The organism is Bacillus sp. L381, from assembly GCF_030284525.1.
Classification (GTDB): Bacteria; Bacillota; Bacilli; order Bacillales; family Bacillaceae; genus Bacillus; species Bacillus amyloliquefaciens.
Map to the genome: position 1 here is coordinate 309,073 of NZ_CP127224.1, position 16,863 is coordinate 325,935.

16 protein-coding genes are annotated in these 16,863 nt (G+C 47.6%); 14 read left to right on the forward strand and 2 right to left on the reverse strand.

What is annotated here, in order from left to right:
* Positions 1-73 precede the first annotated feature (73 nt).
* Positions 74-1,432 (forward strand): YcdB/YcdC domain-containing protein, encoded by a 1,359-nt coding sequence (locus QRX25_RS01535; RefSeq protein ID WP_212100203.1) that lies wholly within the window; start codon positions 74-76, stop codon positions 1,430-1,432.
* Here QRX25_RS01535 and cwlK read toward each other — a convergent pair.
* Positions 1,429-1,932 carry a peptidoglycan L-alanyl-D-glutamate endopeptidase CwlK gene (gene cwlK, locus QRX25_RS01540; protein ID WP_212100206.1) on the reverse strand — a complete coding sequence of 168 codons (504 nt, stop codon included), beginning with the start codon at positions 1,930-1,932 and terminating at the stop codon, positions 1,429-1,431. The two genes, QRX25_RS01535 and cwlK, sit on opposite strands and share 4 nt — an antisense overlap.
* A gap of 109 nt (positions 1,933-2,041) precedes the next feature.
* On the opposite strand from cwlK, the gene QRX25_RS01545 reads away from it, so the two are divergent.
* From QRX25_RS01545 to QRX25_RS01570, 6 genes are all read left to right on the forward strand, one after another.
* Positions 2,042-3,163 (forward strand): Rap family tetratricopeptide repeat protein, encoded by a 1,122-nt coding sequence (locus tag QRX25_RS01545; protein ID WP_212100209.1) that lies wholly within the window; start codon positions 2,042-2,044, stop codon positions 3,161-3,163.
* Between the two features lie 113 nt (positions 3,164-3,276).
* Positions 3,277-4,056 (forward strand): glucose 1-dehydrogenase, encoded by a 780-nt coding sequence (locus QRX25_RS01550; RefSeq protein ID WP_115998259.1) that lies wholly within the window; start codon positions 3,277-3,279, stop codon positions 4,054-4,056.
* 82 nt (positions 4,057-4,138) lie between these two features.
* Positions 4,139-5,818 (forward strand): glycoside hydrolase family 13 protein, encoded by a 1,680-nt coding sequence (locus QRX25_RS01555; protein ID WP_212100212.1) that lies wholly within the window; start codon positions 4,139-4,141, stop codon positions 5,816-5,818.
* Between the two features lie 193 nt (positions 5,819-6,011).
* Positions 6,012-6,971: a metal ABC transporter substrate-binding protein gene (locus tag QRX25_RS01560; RefSeq protein ID WP_212100214.1), complete on the forward strand. Its 960-nt coding sequence runs from the start codon at positions 6,012-6,014 to the stop codon at positions 6,969-6,971.
* Positions 6,972-7,025: 54 nt separating this feature from the next.
* The gene (locus QRX25_RS01565; RefSeq protein ID WP_014469701.1) at positions 7,026-7,721 is read left to right on the forward strand and encodes a metal ABC transporter ATP-binding protein; all 696 of its coding nucleotides are present in this window, start codon (positions 7,026-7,028) and stop codon (positions 7,719-7,721) included.
* Complete coding sequence (locus QRX25_RS01570; protein ID WP_013350926.1) at positions 7,679-8,518, forward strand: metal ABC transporter permease; 840 nt, start codon at positions 7,679-7,681, stop codon at positions 8,516-8,518. The genes QRX25_RS01565 and QRX25_RS01570 overlap by 43 nt, the downstream gene beginning before the upstream one ends.
* A 43-nt stretch (positions 8,519-8,561) precedes the next feature.
* Here the strand turns inward: QRX25_RS01570 and QRX25_RS01575 are convergent, their stop codons facing one another.
* On the reverse strand, positions 8,562-9,557 hold the full coding sequence (locus QRX25_RS01575) for an LLM class flavin-dependent oxidoreductase (protein ID WP_065980647.1): 996 nt from the start codon (positions 9,555-9,557) through the stop codon (positions 8,562-8,564).
* A 275-nt stretch (positions 9,558-9,832) separates the two neighbouring features.
* Here QRX25_RS01575 and QRX25_RS01580 point away from each other — a divergent pair, with 275 nt between their 5' ends.
* The 7 genes from QRX25_RS01580 to QRX25_RS01610 all read left to right on the forward strand — a co-directional run bounded on the left by QRX25_RS01580 (position 9,833) and on the right by QRX25_RS01610 (position 16,564).
* Positions 9,833-10,429, forward strand: a complete 597-nt coding sequence (locus tag QRX25_RS01580) for a TerD family protein (RefSeq protein WP_212100216.1) — start codon at positions 9,833-9,835, stop codon at positions 10,427-10,429.
* A 23-nt stretch (positions 10,430-10,452) separates the two neighbouring features.
* On the forward strand, positions 10,453-11,034 hold the full coding sequence (locus tag QRX25_RS01585) for a TerD family protein (RefSeq protein ID WP_003156648.1): 582 nt from the start codon (positions 10,453-10,455) through the stop codon (positions 11,032-11,034).
* 33 nt (positions 11,035-11,067) lie between these two features.
* Complete coding sequence (locus QRX25_RS01590) at positions 11,068-11,646, forward strand: TerD family protein (protein WP_013350929.1); 579 nt, start codon at positions 11,068-11,070, stop codon at positions 11,644-11,646.
* Positions 11,647-11,684: 38 nt separating this feature from the next.
* The gene (locus QRX25_RS01595) at positions 11,685-12,458 is read left to right on the forward strand and encodes a TerC family protein (RefSeq protein WP_065980649.1); all 774 of its coding nucleotides are present in this window, start codon (positions 11,685-11,687) and stop codon (positions 12,456-12,458) included.
* 72 nt (positions 12,459-12,530) lie between these two features.
* Positions 12,531-14,153, forward strand: a complete 1,623-nt coding sequence (locus QRX25_RS01600) for a YceG family protein (protein ID WP_212101625.1) — start codon at positions 12,531-12,533, stop codon at positions 14,151-14,153.
* A 6-nt stretch (positions 14,154-14,159) separates the two neighbouring features.
* Positions 14,160-15,248 (forward strand): toxic anion resistance protein, encoded by a 1,089-nt coding sequence (locus QRX25_RS01605; protein ID WP_065980651.1) that lies wholly within the window; start codon positions 14,160-14,162, stop codon positions 15,246-15,248.
* Between the two features lie 113 nt (positions 15,249-15,361).
* Positions 15,362-16,564 carry an MFS transporter gene (locus QRX25_RS01610; RefSeq protein ID WP_115998253.1) on the forward strand — a complete coding sequence of 401 codons (1,203 nt, stop codon included), beginning with the start codon at positions 15,362-15,364 and terminating at the stop codon, positions 16,562-16,564.
* The last annotated feature ends 299 nt before the right edge of the window (positions 16,565-16,863 follow it).

Here is a 16,863-nt window from a genome sequence, read left to right on the forward strand (position 1 = left end):
TAAAAGAATCAGGTCATTTTTATATAATAAAAAACAGTTCTTTTTTATACACTCTTCTGAAAGGATGACCCCATTGCTGAAAGAACATCTGAGAAAAAAAGCGTTGGAGATCGGGAACATACCGCCGCACTATGAGCTTGAAATAGAAGACTTTGATGAAAAACAAAAAACGAGAGCCTATTATATATGGAAAGATCGTAACCATCCGGAAAAAACGGTAACGATTGAGCTGGGCGGCGACGGATCTTTGCTTACATATTTACGCAATGACTGTCCGGGTTCAGACCTTCAGTTGTCAGACGCCGAATTAAAGCTGACGGCTCTAAGGTTTGCGGCCAGACACCGCCCGCTTACTTTTATGAAGTTCACCTTTCAGGCGAGGGAAGAACGCAATGGATGCATCCGTTTTATCTATACAAAAAAAGTGCTCGGCCGGCCGCTCCCCCATTCGGGTTTTTTCGTTGATGTAACCGAGAGCGGCTTTATCGTGCAGTTTCTCTATTACGGGGATAAGGGTGAAGCGCCCGTCCCGGAAACCTTCGTCGATCAAGAGAAGGTGATCTCGCATTATATGAGCGGGCTGACTTTCAGTCTCGTCTATGACGTTGTCAATTTTGAGAAAACGCCGCGCCTTGTCTACGAACCGATTCTCCCGGCTTACAGCTATCCGGCCGGAGAAGATGATATCGTGCCGGATCAGCCGTTTTGCGAGGACAGGAACGAATCGGCAAAACCGCTTCCCGCGCTTGAACATAAACGGGAAGCCAGCATCGATGAATTGATGGGGTTTACCGCGGATATGATTCAGACGCACCGGCGCGATCTCGGGGATGAAATCGGGACGACATGGCGGAAAGGGGCAGTTCCGGAAAGGAAAGATTTGAGTATAGAAAGCTATTTTGAAAGCAGCAACAAAAATACAATGAAGATGAAAACGGACAAAAAGACAGGGAAGCTGACAGCCTTTAAATCTTTTATTGACCATGAGGGCCCGGCCTTTTATTCAGTGGAAGAATGCGAGGAAACCGCGCTTCAATTTTTATACAAGCTTTACCCGAGAGCGGACGAGTTTTTTAAAATGAATCCGCCGAAAACGGACGGCAGAGGCCGGTTCCGCTACCATTTTTCCGTATGGCATCGGGATATTCCGCTTCGGTTCGGTGCTGCGAGAATACTTGTCAGTCCCGTAACCGGACTTGTGGAAGCTTACATGGCGCCTGATATTGATCCGGAGCAGTTAGAGCAGATCAATCCGGTGCCGGCTGTTACTATCGAAGAAGCAAAGTCCGCTTTTTTATCTGATTTTCATTTGCGGCTGGAGTGGCAGCGCGATTTTACGCCGTCCGGAAATGAAGGATATAAGCTTGTGTACAGGCCTGTATATCCTCCGTATATTGATGCGCAAAAGCAAAAAAAGAAAAGGTTTTATTAGCCAGGGATCATTTGTAAATGAGGATAATCTTTAAAGTTTCTCCAATCGCCTCCCCAATCAAAACCGAGCGTTTTGGCAATCGATACGACCTCAAGCCAATCGGGCCTGCCGTTTTGGTTTCCGTCGTACGTCATATCCCAAATCAGGCTGCCATCCTTTTTTTGCAGGGCGAAGTCGATGGCAAGGCCGTAATTGTGATATGATTCTCCGCCTTTTGCGTAGGTGACGATATTTCCTTTTTTTGAACGTCCTTGACGGTACAATTCGTTTTGTTCCTCAATTGATCTGAAACCCTCTGTAATAACGACGGTGATGCCTTTTTTCAGAGCGGCCGTCTGCAATAATTCCGCATTCTGTTTAACGAGCGGATGAAGAGCATTTGGAATGTCCCTCTTTTGTAATACCGTTTGAGGCCTCAGTTCCTTCTGCACATAGGAAAAACATAGGTCCGCGGAAAAGAAGAGGATCAAAAGCAATGCTATTCTGACTGGTAATCTCATGGTGAATTCTCTCTTTCTTTAATTGATTAAAATCTTTGTTTGCTCACTGTCATAAATTTGCTATGATAAAATATAACATAATTAGTAGCCGGAGGAAGGAGGCAAATCTATGAAATCCAAGATTCCATCTGAAGAAGTAGCCGTAAAGATGAATGAATGGTATAAGCTGATCCGCGCGTTTGAAGCCGATAAAGCTGAAGCGCTGAAGCGGGAGATTCAATATGAACTCGAAGATATGGAAGAAAATCAGGATTTATTATTGTATTTTTCATTGATGGAATTTAGGCATCGCATCATGGTGGATAAATTAAAACCCATGAAAGACGGCGACTGCCAGCCTCCGTTCTCTGAAATGCTCACTGAGATTGAGATGAACCAGCAAAAGCTGACCGGCTTACTGGAATATTATTTTTACTATTTCAGGGGAATGTATGAATTTAAGCAGAAAAACTTCATCTCAGCGATTTCTCATTATAAACGGGCTGAGGAAAAACTTGAATATGTGGAAGATGACATAGAGAAAGCCGAGTTTCTGTATAAAATTTCTGAAGTGTACTATCATATCAAGCAGACTTTCTTTTCGATGAATTACGCGGGACAGGCGCTTGATATTTACAAGAAATATGAATTATACGGAATGAGAAGGGTGCAGTGCAAATTTATCATTGCCGGTAATTTGATGGACGCCCAGCAGCATAAAAAAGCGCTGGAATACCTTGAATGCGCCTTGGAGCACGCGGAGCGGCTTGATGATCAATATATGATTGCTGCGGCCTATTATAATATCGGGCACTGTATGTACAGTTTGGGTGACTTTTGCAAGGCGGCGGAAGACTTTGAACGAGCGGCTGCCGGTTTTGAAGCGCACAGCTTCCAGCAGGTCATCCAGGCTGTTTTTTCACTCACGCATATCTACTTTAAAACGGAAAGATACAGTGACGCCGCCGCCAGCTACGCGCGGGGCATGAAAAGCGCGGCGGAGTGGGAAGACGAGATCTATATGACAAAATTCCGTCTGATAAAGGAGCTTTATCAGGGTGACGGCGGACAGGATTCGCTCAAAGAGTATTTTGACATTCTGGAATCAAAGGAACTGTTGGCTGACACTGAGGAACTGCTTCAGGACGCGGCTCATTTCTTTCATAAACGGGAGAACTACAAAGCGGCATCTTATTTTTTCAGCAGGCTTGTCGGCGTGCAAAAAAGGCTGCAAATGAACAATTACGCATAATGAAAAAGAACGAGGGAGCTTCGGTTTCGTCGTTCTTTTTATGATTCCTTCTGTTTTCAGCCGGTCAAAACCGGGTACATGCTCTGTATTAACATCAGGGAGGAAATGAGACAATGTATCAGGATTTACAGGGAAAAACAGCGATCGTAACAGGTTCTTCGAAAGGAATCGGAAAGGCCATTGCCGAACGCTTCGGCAAAGAGCGGATGAATGTGGTTGTGAACTACCTCGGTGATTCCGCCGGAGCAGATGAAGCGGCTGACTTCATTGAGAAAGCGGGAGGCCGAGCCGTCACCGTAAAAGCCGATGTATCTTCAGAAGAAGGGATTCAGGCGCTGTTTGATGCCGCACAAGAGCACTTCGGCGGTGTGGATGTGATGGTCAACAACTCCGGCTTTAATGGCGCCGAAGCGATGCCCCATGAAATGAGCCTGGAAGATTGGCAAAAGGTCATCGACGTCAACGTAACCGGAACCTTTTTGGGGGCGAAAGCGGCCCTTAAACATATGCTCCAGCGCGGGCAAAAAGGAACGGTCTTAAACATATCAAGCGTCCATCAGCAAATACCGCGTCCTGAAAACGTGCAGTACGCAACATCCAAAGGCGGAATCAAAATGATGACGGAAACGATGGCGCTCAATTACGCAGACAAAGGCATCCGGGTAAATGCCATCGCTCCCGGCACGATCGCCACGGAGTCCAATAAGGATCTGGAGGATGAAACACATAAACAAGACCAGCTGAAAAAAATTCCGATGAACGCCTTCGGAAAACCGGAAGAAGTCGCCGCGGCCGCCGCATGGATGGTGTCGGAAGAAGCAAGCTATGTGACCGGAACGACACTTTTTGTCGACGGAGGCATGACGCTTTATCCGTCTCAGCTGGAAAGGTAAAAGAGGAGGGAAACCTTCTCTTTTTTGTTTAGGGAAGGATCATAAAGGAAATAGTTCCCTAAAAAAACAGGGGGATCACAAGATGGCGAATGACTGGTGGAAAGACGCCGTTGTCTATCAAATCTATCCGCGAAGCTTTCAAGACACGAACGGCGACGGCATAGGCGACCTGCGGGGGATTATCGCCCGTCTCGATTACATAAAAGAACTTGGCGCTGATGTGATATGGATCTGTCCGATTTACCCGTCGCCAAACGTCGATAACGGCTACGACGTGACGGATCATCAAGCGATTATGAAATCTTACGGAACGATGGAGGACTTTCACGATCTGCTTACGGAATGCCGCAATCGCGGATTAAAGCTTGTGATGGATTTCGTCTTAAATCATACATCCACAGAGCATCCTTGGTTCAAAGAAGCGGAAATGAATCCGAACAGCAAATACCGTAAATATTATTTTTGGCGGCCGGGCACCGCAGACGGCCCGCCGACCGATTGGGTGTCGGATTACGGACAATCCGTCTGGCAGTACGAAGAGCATACGGGTGAATATTACCTGCATATGAACGCCGTCAAACAAGCCGATCTGAATTGGGAAAATCCCGAAATGCGGCAATCAGTGTACGAGATGATGAGATTCTGGCTCGATAAAGGCGTGGACGGATTGCGTATTGACCAGCTCCATCTTCTGTCAAAAAAAGAATACCTGCCGCCGTATGAAGATTATATCGCTCGCCAGGCTGACCCGAAGCCTTTCCGGCCAAACGGAGCACGGATTCATGATTACTTAAAAGAAATGACGAAAGAGGTATTTTCCAAATATGACGTGATGTCGGTCGGCGAGGTCGGATCAGTGACGCCTGAGGAAGGGCTGGTCTACACGGGAACTGATGAGCATGAGCTGAATATGATTTTTCATTTTCAGCATATGGAGCTTGATCAGAAGCCGGGACAAGAGCACTGGGATGTAAAGCCGCTTGAGCTGTCTGATTTGAAGAAAGTGCTCACAGACTGGCAGAAAAAACTTGAGCACCAAGGCTGGAATACGCTGTATTGGTGCAATCATGACCAGCCCCGGATCGTATCCCGGTTCGGAGACGATGGCAAATACCGCAAAGCATCCGCCAAAATGCTTGCCGCCCTGCTTTATTTCATGAAAGGCACGCCGTACATTTATCAGGGAGAAGAACTCGGCATGACAAACGCTCTGTTCGACAGGATAGAGGATTATCAGGATATTCAGACCGTCAATATGTATCACAAAAGGGTATTTGAAATGGGCCGTGACAGAGATGAAGTCATGGCGTCCATCATGGCGAAAAGCCGCGACCATGCCCGTACACCTATGCAGTGGGACGGAAGCCGCAATGCCGGATTTACAGAAGGAGAACCGTGGCTGAAGGTCAATCCCAATTACAAAACGATCAATGCAGCTGAGGCTGAGGATGATCCCGATTCCGTATTGAACTTTTACAAAAAACTGATCCGCTTACGAAAACAGTATGCTGACGTCATAAAAGGCAGCTACACGCTGCTGCTCCCTGATGATCCGCAGCTGTTTGTATATGAAAGACAGGCAAACGGACAAAAGCTCATCTCTATCAGCAATGTATCAAAAGAAATAGCCGCCTTTTATTGGCCGGACGGCTCCGAGCCTGTAAGTGCGAAGCTGCTTCTCAGCAACTATGACAATGCCGGAAGCGCGGATTCCTGCATAACATTCCGTCCATATGAAACAAGAGTCTATCTGCTTGCCTGATGTGTGATATGACGCCCCCGTCCATACCCTGACGGGGGGCTATTCAGCTGCTTTGGTTATCAATGCAGAAAAAAATATCTTGCAAAACGTAATTACTTCGTTTTATTATGGTATAGGAACAAATGAACGAGAAAGTACAAAGTACGGTTCGGAAATCGTCATCATTCTGATTTACAGAACAGGGGGAAACGGCTTGTTTAAAAAATGGAGCGGAATCATTGTCATTGCAGCATGCTTTTTAATTGCGGCGGGCTGCGGCAATTCATCTACAAAAGGTTCGTCAGGTTCTTCGAAAAACGGCAAACTGCACGTTGTGACGACCTTTTATCCAATGTACGAATTCACAAAACAAATTGTCAAAGACAAAGGCGATGTAGACATGCTCATCCCGTCTTCGGTCGAACCTCATGATTGGGAGCCGACGCCGAAGGATATCGCCGGCATTCAAAACGCCGATCTTTTCGTTTACAACAGCGAATATATGGAGACATGGGTTCCCTCAGCGGAAAAAAGCATGGGCTCCGATCATGCGAAGTTTGTAAAGGCGTCAACAGGAATTGACCTGCTCGAAGGTTCGGATGAAGAGGAAGAGGAGCATGATCACGGCGGTCATGACCACAGCCGCAGCATGGACCCTCACGTTTGGCTGAGCCCGGTTCTTGCGCAAAAAGAGGTCAAAACCATTACGGAGCAGATCGTAAAACAGGATCCTAAGAATAAAGCATACTATGAGAAAAATAGTAAAGAATATATTGCAAAACTGCAGGATCTTGATAAACTATACCGTACAACATTAAATAAAGCGGCGAAAAAAGAATTGATCACACAGCATGCGGCATTCAGCTATTTAGCTAAAGAGTACGGTTTGAAACAGGTCGCGATTGCAGGCCTTTCTCCTGAAGAAGAGCCGAGCCCGGCCAAACTGGCAGAGCTCAAAACGTTTGCCAAAAAGCATGATGTGAAGATCATCTACTTTGAAGAAGTCGCATCGCCTAAAGTTGCAGATACACTTGCCGGTGAAATCGGCGCGAAAACGGAAGTGCTCAATACACTGGAAGGTTTAAGCCAAAAAGAACGGGATAAAGGCATCGGTTATATCGACATTATGGAGAAAAACCTCGATGCACTGAAAGATTCGCTATTGGTTAAATAACATAGTGTGCGCCGCAGGGTGCACACTATTTCTATGCGGGAAAGGAAGATCAGCATGAATCTCGTTACATTACAGGATATCGTTTTTGGTTATTCGCATACACCCGTGCTTGACGGCGTGTCGCTGGAAATCAAAAGCGGCGAATTCGTCGGCATTACAGGGCCGAACGGCGCGTCAAAATCGACGCTGATGAAAGTCATGCTCGGCATGCTCAGACCTTGGGAAGGAACGGCCGAGATCAGTAAAAAAAATGCCGCCGGAAAACGCCTGACAATCGGCTATGTTCCGCAGCAGATTTCTTCATTTAACGCAGGATTTCCGAGCACGGTTCTTGAGCTTGTGCAATCTGGCCGTTATACGAAAGGGAAATGGTTTAAACGATTGAACGAAACGGATCACCACGAGGTGGAAAACGCGCTGAAGATGGTGGAAATGTGGGATTTCCGCAACCGGAAAATCGGTGACTTATCCGGCGGACAGAAGCAGAAAATCTGCATTGCGAGAATGCTTGCGAGCAATCCGGATCTGCTGATGCTTGATGAGCCGACAACCGCGGTTGATTATGAAAGCAGACAGGGCTTCTACGAATTTATGCACCATCAGGTGAAAAATCACAACCGCACCGTCGTTATGGTGACACACGAACAAAACGAAGTACAGCAGTATCTGGATAAAGTCATACGGCTTGAGAGGGGGGAAAAAGGCGGATGGAAATGTTTGACTTGGAATTCATGCGACGAGCTTTTCTAGCGGGAAGCATGATCGGAATTATGGCGCCGATATTAGGCGTATATCTCGTGCTGAGAAGACAGGCGCTGATGGCGGATACGCTGTCTCACATTTCATTGTCCGGCGTTGCCATCGGCTTTTTTCTCAGTACCAATATTACGGCGGCGAGCATCGTTGTCGTCACGATCGGAGCGATCGGCATAGAATACATGCGGCGGGCATACCGTACATATTCAGAGGTCTCTATCGCCATATTAATGGCGGCCGGGCTGTCGTTTGCGATGTTTCTGATCAGTCTGTCAAAAGGCGGCGCGTCGATGAGCATCGATCAATATTTATTTGGATCGCTTGTGACGGTCAGCCAGCAGCAGGTCTATATTATCGGCGGCATTACCCTGCTGATTCTGCTTTACTTCATTATTTTAAACAGGCCGCTCTATCTGCTTACCTTTGATGAGGCGACGGCGAAGACATCTGGCATTAACACAAATCTCTTATCAATGTCCTTCAGCATCGTGACGGGGCTTGCGATTTCGGTCATTATTCCGATTATCGGCGTGCTGCTCGTTTCCGCGCTGCTCGTATTGCCCGCGGCTTTTGCGATTCGTATCGCCAAAGGGTTTAAATGGGTGTTTACGGCAGCCATTGTCATTTCTCTGTTCAGTGTGTTCACGGGGCTGACGTCTTCTTACCAGCTCGGAACGCCTCCGGGGCCGTCAATTACTTTACTGTTAATCATTCTGCTTCTGCTCGGATTTACGCTGCAGGGGATTTGGAATGCGTTTAAAAAAGGAAAAGAAAGAAAAAACCGCCGTTAAGGGGGGCAGCAGTCTCATCTGCCGCTCCGTTTGACGGCTTTTTTTATAAAAATAAATCAGCGAGACGTTCGTATGATTCTTTTTTTGCTTCAAAGTCAAAGACGTTGCAGAGCACCATCATCTCTTTTGTCTGATACCGATCTGACAGTTCAAGCAGGCGGCGTCTGACTGCGGCGGGAGAGCCGATCACCATCCGCTTCCTGTTTTCTTCTATCTGCTTACGGTCCTCCGGGGAATACGGGTAAGCCTTCGCTTCTTCAACACTCGGCACGCGGCTGTCGGCCCCTTTCCCGACACGAAGCAGCCATAAATCCTGGCTTAACGCGAGTTCTTCCGCTTTCTCATCCGTAGCCGCGCATACGACGAAAATGGCACAGAGAGAGGCGGGAGCGGAAAAATGGGCGGAGGCCCGGAAATGATCCCGATAGATCTGAAAGGATTTTTCGCCGCGTTCCGGATTAATGAAATGGCCGAAAACATAGCCCGCACCTTGGAGAGCTGCTCGCCTGGCGCTGTTTTCTCCGAGGCCGAGCACCCATAGCTGCGGGGCTGTTTCAATCAAAGGGGCTGTTTTTATTCCTGCATAATCATGATCCGCAGGGATAGAATCTGTCAGAAAGGATGACAAATCCTGAAGCTGTCTGTTGAACTCGGTCATGCTTTTCTTGATCCCATCTGTGAGGGCGAGCCGGATTTTCGTCGTGCCGCCCGGTGAGCGTCCGACCCCAAGGTCAATCCGATTCGGATGCAGCGCCTCAAGCTGACGGAATGTTTCAGCGACTTTATAGGGGCTGTACTGCGGCAGCAGAACGCCGCCTGAGCCGATACGGATGGATGATGTGGCCGCGGCGGTATGAGCCATCATAATTTCCGGCGCCACGCTTGCGAGCCCCCTTGTGCCGTGATGCTCGGCAAACCAGTACCTCTTATAGCCCCATCCTTCGCTGAGGCGGGCGAGCTCCGCGGAATGGCGAAGCGTCTCGTGCGGCCCGTTTCCTTTGGATACGGGCGCCTGATCAAGTATGCTTAAATCAATCACTCGTCTGCCCCTTTCCTGATATGTATTGATACAAGGATAGAAAAAATGGTTCGTCCCCGTCAATTTCTTTGTTTTCTCTATTCTCTCCGGAATGAAGGAGAATATAGGAAGTGAATTTTCGTCGTTTTTCGTCAAAAATTCTTATGTTTTATGAAACTTTGATATAATAAAAGACGTATATCTTAATAAATACCGGGATCCTTATCCCGGAATTTTGTGAAAATGCGCACTTGCGGCGTGCTTATCGGCACCCTTACAGAATAGGAGTGAATCATATGGCGATCTCTTTACAAAAAGGACAGCGAATTGATTTAACAAAAGGAAAAGCCGGCCTGTCTAAACTGCTGGTTGGATTGGGCTGGGACCCTGTATCATCGGGCGGCTTTTTCGGAAAGCTGTTCGGCGGAGGCGGTGCCAATATCGACTGTGACGCTTCCGTACTGATGCTTGAAAATGATAAAATGACAGACAGCAAAAACGTCATCTATTTCGGCAATCTGAAAAGCCGGTGCGGCGGTGTCGTACATACGGGTGACAACCTGACGGGGGAAGGCGACGGCGATGATGAACAAATTCTCATCGACTTGGCGAAAGTACCCGCACAGATTAATAAACTTGTGTTTGTCGTCAATATTTATGACTGCGTCAGACGAAAACAAGACTTCGGCATGATTCAAAACGCGTTCATCCGCGTCGTTGATCAGTCTAACCGCGAAGAATTGGTGACTTACAATTTAAGAGATAACTATTCAGGCAGAACGAGCCTGATCGCGGCTGAAATCTACCGTCAGGACGGCGAGTGGAAATTCGCCGCAGTAGGAGAAGGCACAAACGATACAAAAATCGGTGATATCGTTAACCGATACGCCTAAACGAAAAAAAGGAGAGTGCACACATGGCAATTTCATTGGCAAAAGGACAAAAAGTAGATTTGACTAAAACAAATCCGGGTCTTTCTAAAGTCGTTGTCGGCCTTGGCTGGGATACAAACAAATACGACGGCGGACATGATTTTGATTTAGATTCCAGCGTCTTTCTATTAAATGAAGCGGGAAGATGCGCGTCGCCTGATGATTTCATTTTCTATAATCAGCTTGAAGGCGGAAACGGTTCCGTCGCACATTCAGGCGACAACCTGACAGGCCAGGGCGAGGGTGACGACGAAAGCGTAAGAGTCAACCTGAGTGCGGTGCCTGCCGCTATTGACAAAATCTCATTTGTCATCACGATTCATGAAGCGGAAGCGCGCGGCCAAAACTTCGGACAAGTCTCCAACGCGTTCGTGCGCATTGTTAATGAAGAAACGAATGAAGAGCTGATCCGCTATGATCTGGCTGAAGATTTCTCAATCGAAACAGCCATTATCGCAGGGGAGCTTTACAGACATAACGGCGAATGGAAATTTTCCGCGATCGGCTCAGGCTACCAAGGCGGACTGGCCCGTATCGCGACAGATTACGGCCTTCAAATCGGCTGAACCATATAAAACACAGAAGGGAGAGGACGGCACATGGCTATTCAATTGTCGAAAGGACAGCGTGTTGATCTGACAAAAACGAACCCAGGCCTTACAAAAGCGGTGATCGGCTTAGGCTGGGATACGAACAAGTACTCCGGAGGGCATGATTTTGACCTTGACGCGTCGGCTTTTCTGGTCGATGCCCATGACAACTGTGTAAATGATCTTGATTTTGTTTTTTACAATAACCTGGAACATCCGAGCGGCGGCGTCATCCATACGGGAGACAACCGGACGGGTGAGGGCGATGGAGACGATGAACAAATTATCGTCGACTTCACAAAAATACCCGCAAATATAGAAAAAATCGGCATCACCGTCACGATTCATGACGCGGAAGCGCGCGGCCAAAATTTTGGACAAGTGTCGAACGCGTTCGTGCGTGTCGTCGATGAAAACAACCAGAATGAACTGCTTCGTTTTGATTTAGGGGAAGATTTCTCAATTGAAACGGCGGTTGTCGTTTGTGAGCTTTACCGCCATGGGGCTGAGTGGAAATTTAACGCCATCGGCAGCGGGTTTTCCGGCGGTCTGGCATCACTTTGCCGGAATTACGGCTTGCAGGTGTAAGCAGGAAATTACCGTTTTACTAAATAGGAGGAAAAAACTTGGATTTTCTACATCATATTATGTCGACCTACGCTTCCTTTTTTGATTGGAAAATGTGGGGTGAGGTGCTGACTGACCCCGTATCATGGGGGCTGATCGGTTCCTTGGTTCTGCTGGAAGGCCTGCTGTCGGCCGACAATGCGTTAGTGCTTGCGGTTATGGTAAGGCATCTGCCTGAAAAACAGCGAAAGAAAGCATTGACGTACGGATTGTTCGGAGCATATATTTTCCGTTTTATCTTTATCGGAATCGGAATGCTGCTCATTAAGTTCTGGTGGATCAAAGTGCTTGGCGCGCTGTACCTGGCTTGGCTCGTCATTAAGCATTTCTGGATCGGAGAAGGTGATGACGATACGGAAGGCATGAAGAAAAATTCTTGGATGGTCCGTACGTTCGGGATTTTCTGGGCCACTGTCGTTTCAGTGGAACTGATGGATCTTGCCTTCTCTGTTGACAGCATTTTGGCCGCGTTTGCGGTATCGGAAAAAGTGTGGGTGCTCTTGATCGGCGGTATGCTCGGCATTCTCATGATGCGTACAGTCGCAAAAGTATTCCTTGTTTTAATTGATAAAATCCCTGAGCTTGAAAATACGGCTTTTGTGCTGATCGGGATTATCGCCGTGAAAATGGCGGCGAGCGCCTTTGATTACGAAATGCCGCACGCTGTGTTCTTCGGAATCATCATCGCTGCGTTTGTGGTGACGTTTATCATCCATTATTTCAACAAACAAAAGCAGGTTCAGGAGCAGACGGCTGCATCTAAAGAAGAATAAAACCAAAAAGGAGGGAGAGTTCATTTCCTTCCTTTTTTGTACCGATAATCATGAAGAGAAAGGAGGAAGATGATGAGGCAGGAAGAATTGGTGATCCGAAAGGCTGAGCTTGAAAACGATGACTGGGAAACGTTTCTGATGCGGCCGCTGCCGGAACGCCCCGGTTACGAGCGGGAAAACGGGCTGGCTTTTACCAGCCTTGCCGTCAGGATTTTAGGCACTCCTTATGATGAGACGGAATATTACAATACGCTTTTTGAGCTGTCTTCTCATGAAAACATTCATGTGTTGAGCGAAACACTGGATAAGACCATCGCGCCTGAAACGTTTCAGGCGCTGCAGCACATTCATACGGTCAATCAAAAGGAGAAAGGGCTTTCGGTTTCCAGGTTTGTCGCGTTTCTTGACGGAGGCAGGCTGCTTGCCAAACATCCCGATCCGCTTATGCACCGCCGTCTGAGAACCGCGTTTATGACGCTGTTGGAAACCTTTGCAAGCCGGCATGAAAACGGGCTGAATCATCCCGATTTCCGGCGTGTGCTCCTGGATGTGTCAAAGTTTTCGCTGAACCACCTGAATCCATGGCTCGAACAAGCCGATATAGAGCGTGAGATGCCGAAGGTGGTGTGGTATGGAGACGCTGCCAAAAGCCAGCTCTATTTTCTCTATTATTTAATGCTGGTCGGCTGTGATGTCTTATTATTTCATCCGGCTGGTGAAGATCTGTTCAGTGTGATTGATCCGGATGAGGAGCTCAGCTTTGTGAAAAAGCTCCCCGCAATAGGCGGCCTTGAGCCTTTTCCGAAAGAAAAACCGGTCAGAACCTCCACGGCGGCCTACCGGTCAACCAAAGAAATTGAGCATGTGCTGAACCATGAGGAGTCAATGATGTATAAGCCTTGGCAGTTCAGAGAGCATACCCCGCAGTCTGTGACATTAAAAACGACGTATGATGAGTTATTTCTCATTGCAAAGGAGCGGGCGTTTATCCGGCCCCAATTTAAAGCGGACAGGGAGCGGGTTGCCGTTCCGAACCTTTTTGCGAAAGTGATGGGGGTGTCCAAAGATACGAAAGAATATTGGAACAGGCTCCATACCGCCGCGGACTATCAGGAGACACACATGATCCGCAGTTTTCCGTTTACGGAAGAGCTGAAAGCCAACTACCAGTATCATTACAGTCAAGTCTTAAATGAAAAAGGAACGATTGACGCGGAAAGGCTGAAAAGAAGCAACATCTGGCAGTACAAGCATCTCCCGTCAGGGGTGCAGACCGCCATCGCCAATGTGATTTCTGACATGTGCAGAAACCCCGGGCTGAAGGCTTTGCCAGGGGAGCAGGCAAGGGATGCCGCTATTTATTTGTTCCGCCAGGCGACGAACCTGCCCGCGTCGCTGCTGCAATTGATTCAGACGTTTGATTACGCCCAAACCGTTCCGAAACTCGTTTTATATCATACCGAACAAAATGGCGAATTCACGCGTTCTGATGCGGCCGCTCTTTTGTTTTTAAATAAATTCGGCGTTGATATCATCTTGTATAATCCGCCGGGTCATCAGGACATCGAGCATTATATAGAAGAAAGCCAATTTGATGTCCATTGGCTGGAGGACATGGTGTTTCGGCAGGAATATAAGGAGCCGTCACTCGTAAGAAAGCTGTTTAGAACCATTACGCAAAAGCAGGGAGAGTAAATAAACATGACAGAAAATCAAAATCCGCTTGTTCTTGATAAAAATGAAGAGATTTCTGAACAAAAAGCAGACGACATCAGGCTGCAGCTGCGCCAAGACCCTGAGGTGCAGCGCATCTCGCAGCAAATTGATGTGAAAAACCAAATGGAGCTGCTCGAGTATGGAAAAGAACCGGCAGTTGAAATCTCGAAGTTCTCCGACCGCATCTTAAATATGATGAAAACAACAAGTGTCACAGATTCAGGCACAATGCTGACACAGCTCGGAAAAATCATGGACCGTTTTGACAAAAATGATTTCGATGAGCCAAGGGGATTTCTCGCTAAAATGTTCAAACGCGGAAACAGCATGATTGAAAAGATTTTTCAAAAGTACCGCACCCTAGGCGGAGAAATTGAAAAAATCCATGTTGAAATTTCGAAATACAAAGATGAAATGGCAAAGACGAACCATACGCTTGAAGAGATGTATGAGAACAACATTAACTACTACATGGAGCTTGAAAAATATGTCGTTGCCGGGCAGATGAAGCTTGAGGAAATGCAGGCGCTTATTCCGTCTTATGAAGAAAAAGCGGCGGGCGGAAACCAGCTGGCGCAAATGCAGCTTGATACGCTGCGTGACGGGCTTCAGGCGCTTGAAGAACGTGTGTATGATTTAGATATGGCGCGGATGGTGGCGCTGCAGACGGCACCGCAGATCCGCCTCCTTCAGCGCGGGAATACGAAGCTCATCGGGAAGATCAATTCCGCTTTCGTCATTACGATTCCGATTTTCAAAAACGGCATTATTCAGGCTGTCACTGTCAAACGCCAAAAGCTTGTGGCTGATTCAATGAGCGAGCTGGACCGCCGCACAAATGAAATGCTGAAGCGCAACGCTGAAAATATTTCAAGCCAAAGCGTGGAGATTGCCCGTATGGCAGGCCGTCCGAGCATTGACATTGAGACAATCGAAACATCTTGGAATACGATTGTCAGCGGCATGCAGGAAACAAAACAGATTGAGGAAGAGAACAGACGCCTCAGAGAAGACGGAGCGAAAAGGATTCAACAGCTCCAAGATAATATTAAAAACGCAGTCTTAAAGAATTAATCAGCAACCCGCTTGCTTACGGCAAGCGGTTTTTTTGCGAAAAAAGATAATGACAATGTGTAAAGACAGGTGTAAACTTATACGGTAATCATTATCGATTTGAGGTGCTGCTTATGAACAAACAACCTGCCGTCACACCGCGTAAACTTTTGGCGATTGCCGGAATGGGCTGGCTGTTTGATGCTATGGATGTCGGAATTTTGTCGTTTATTATCGCCGCGCTTCACGCTGATTGGAATTTAACACCCGATCAAATGAAATGGATCGGAAGCGTCAATTCAATCGGTATGGCAGCGGGTGCTTTTGTATTCGGAATGCTGGCTGACAGGATCGGCCGGAAAAAAGTGTTTATGATCACGCTGTTATTCTTTTCTGTCGGAAGCGGCATATCCGCTTTCGCAACGGGGTTGACGGTTTTTCTCATATTGCGTTTTCTGATCGGTATGGGGCTTGGCGGGGAGCTGCCCGTCGCCTCGACGCTCGTGTCAGAAGCGTCCGCCCCTGAAAAGCGGGGGAGGATCATCGTGCTGCTTGAAAGCTTTTGGGCAGCGGGCTGGATTCTTGCAGCGGTTATTTCTTACTTTGTCATACCGTCATTCGGGTGGCGGGCTGCACTGCTCTTAACGGCACTGGCGGCATTTTATGCGCTGTATTTGCGGAGAAGCCTTCCGGAATCACCTGCGCATCATGCCTTATCACAGAAAAAAAGCATACGCGGGCAGGCGGGAAGTGTCTGGGCGAAACCGTATATCCGGCCGACGGTGCTGCTGTCTGTCGTTTGGTTCTGTGTCGTTTTTTCCTATTACGGCATGTTTTTGTGGCTGCCGAGCGTGATGCTGATGAAAGGCTACAGTATGATTGAGAGCTTCGAATACGTACTGCTGATGACACTTGCCCAGCTTCCCGGATATTTCTCAGCGGCGTGGCTGATTGAAAAAGCGGGGCGGAAGACTCTCTTGGTCATCTATTTGCTCGGAACGGCGGGCAGCGCTTATTTCTTCGGTGCCGCGGATTCATTGGGTATGCTGCTTGCGGCCGGCATGCTGCTGTCATTCTTCAATCTCGGCGCATGGGGCGTGCTTTACGCTTATACACCGGAGCAATATCCTGCGGCGATCCGTGCGACCGGTTCCGGCACTGCGGCGGCAGTCGGCAGAATCGGCGGTATTTTCGGTCCGCTTCTCGTCGGGTCGCTTGCAGCCCGGAACGTTTCGTTTACAGCTATCTTTTCCGTCTTTTGTGCGTCCATCCTGATTGCCGTCATCACCATCCTTATTCTCGGAAAAGAAACGAAACAGACAGAACTTGCGCAATGAGCACCCTTTTTGGGGTGCTTTTTTTAGTGAGGTATCTGTTTGGAAGGCCTATATTTTTCCTTAATATTCCTTAATTTTAGGAGGAGGCAACACCTTTTTTTGGGACAATATCGCAAAAAAGTTCTTGAATTTGTAAAAAAAGGATAGGAAATCAGTTTGCAGCATTTTTGATGGAAACGTTCTCAAGCCTGATAAAAGCCCAATTTTCCTTGTAATTTATCATCATTAAGGAGGATTAGAGAGTATTTAGAAGCATACCAGAGGAAAATAAGTCACATGGATGTTTTTAAAGTAATGAT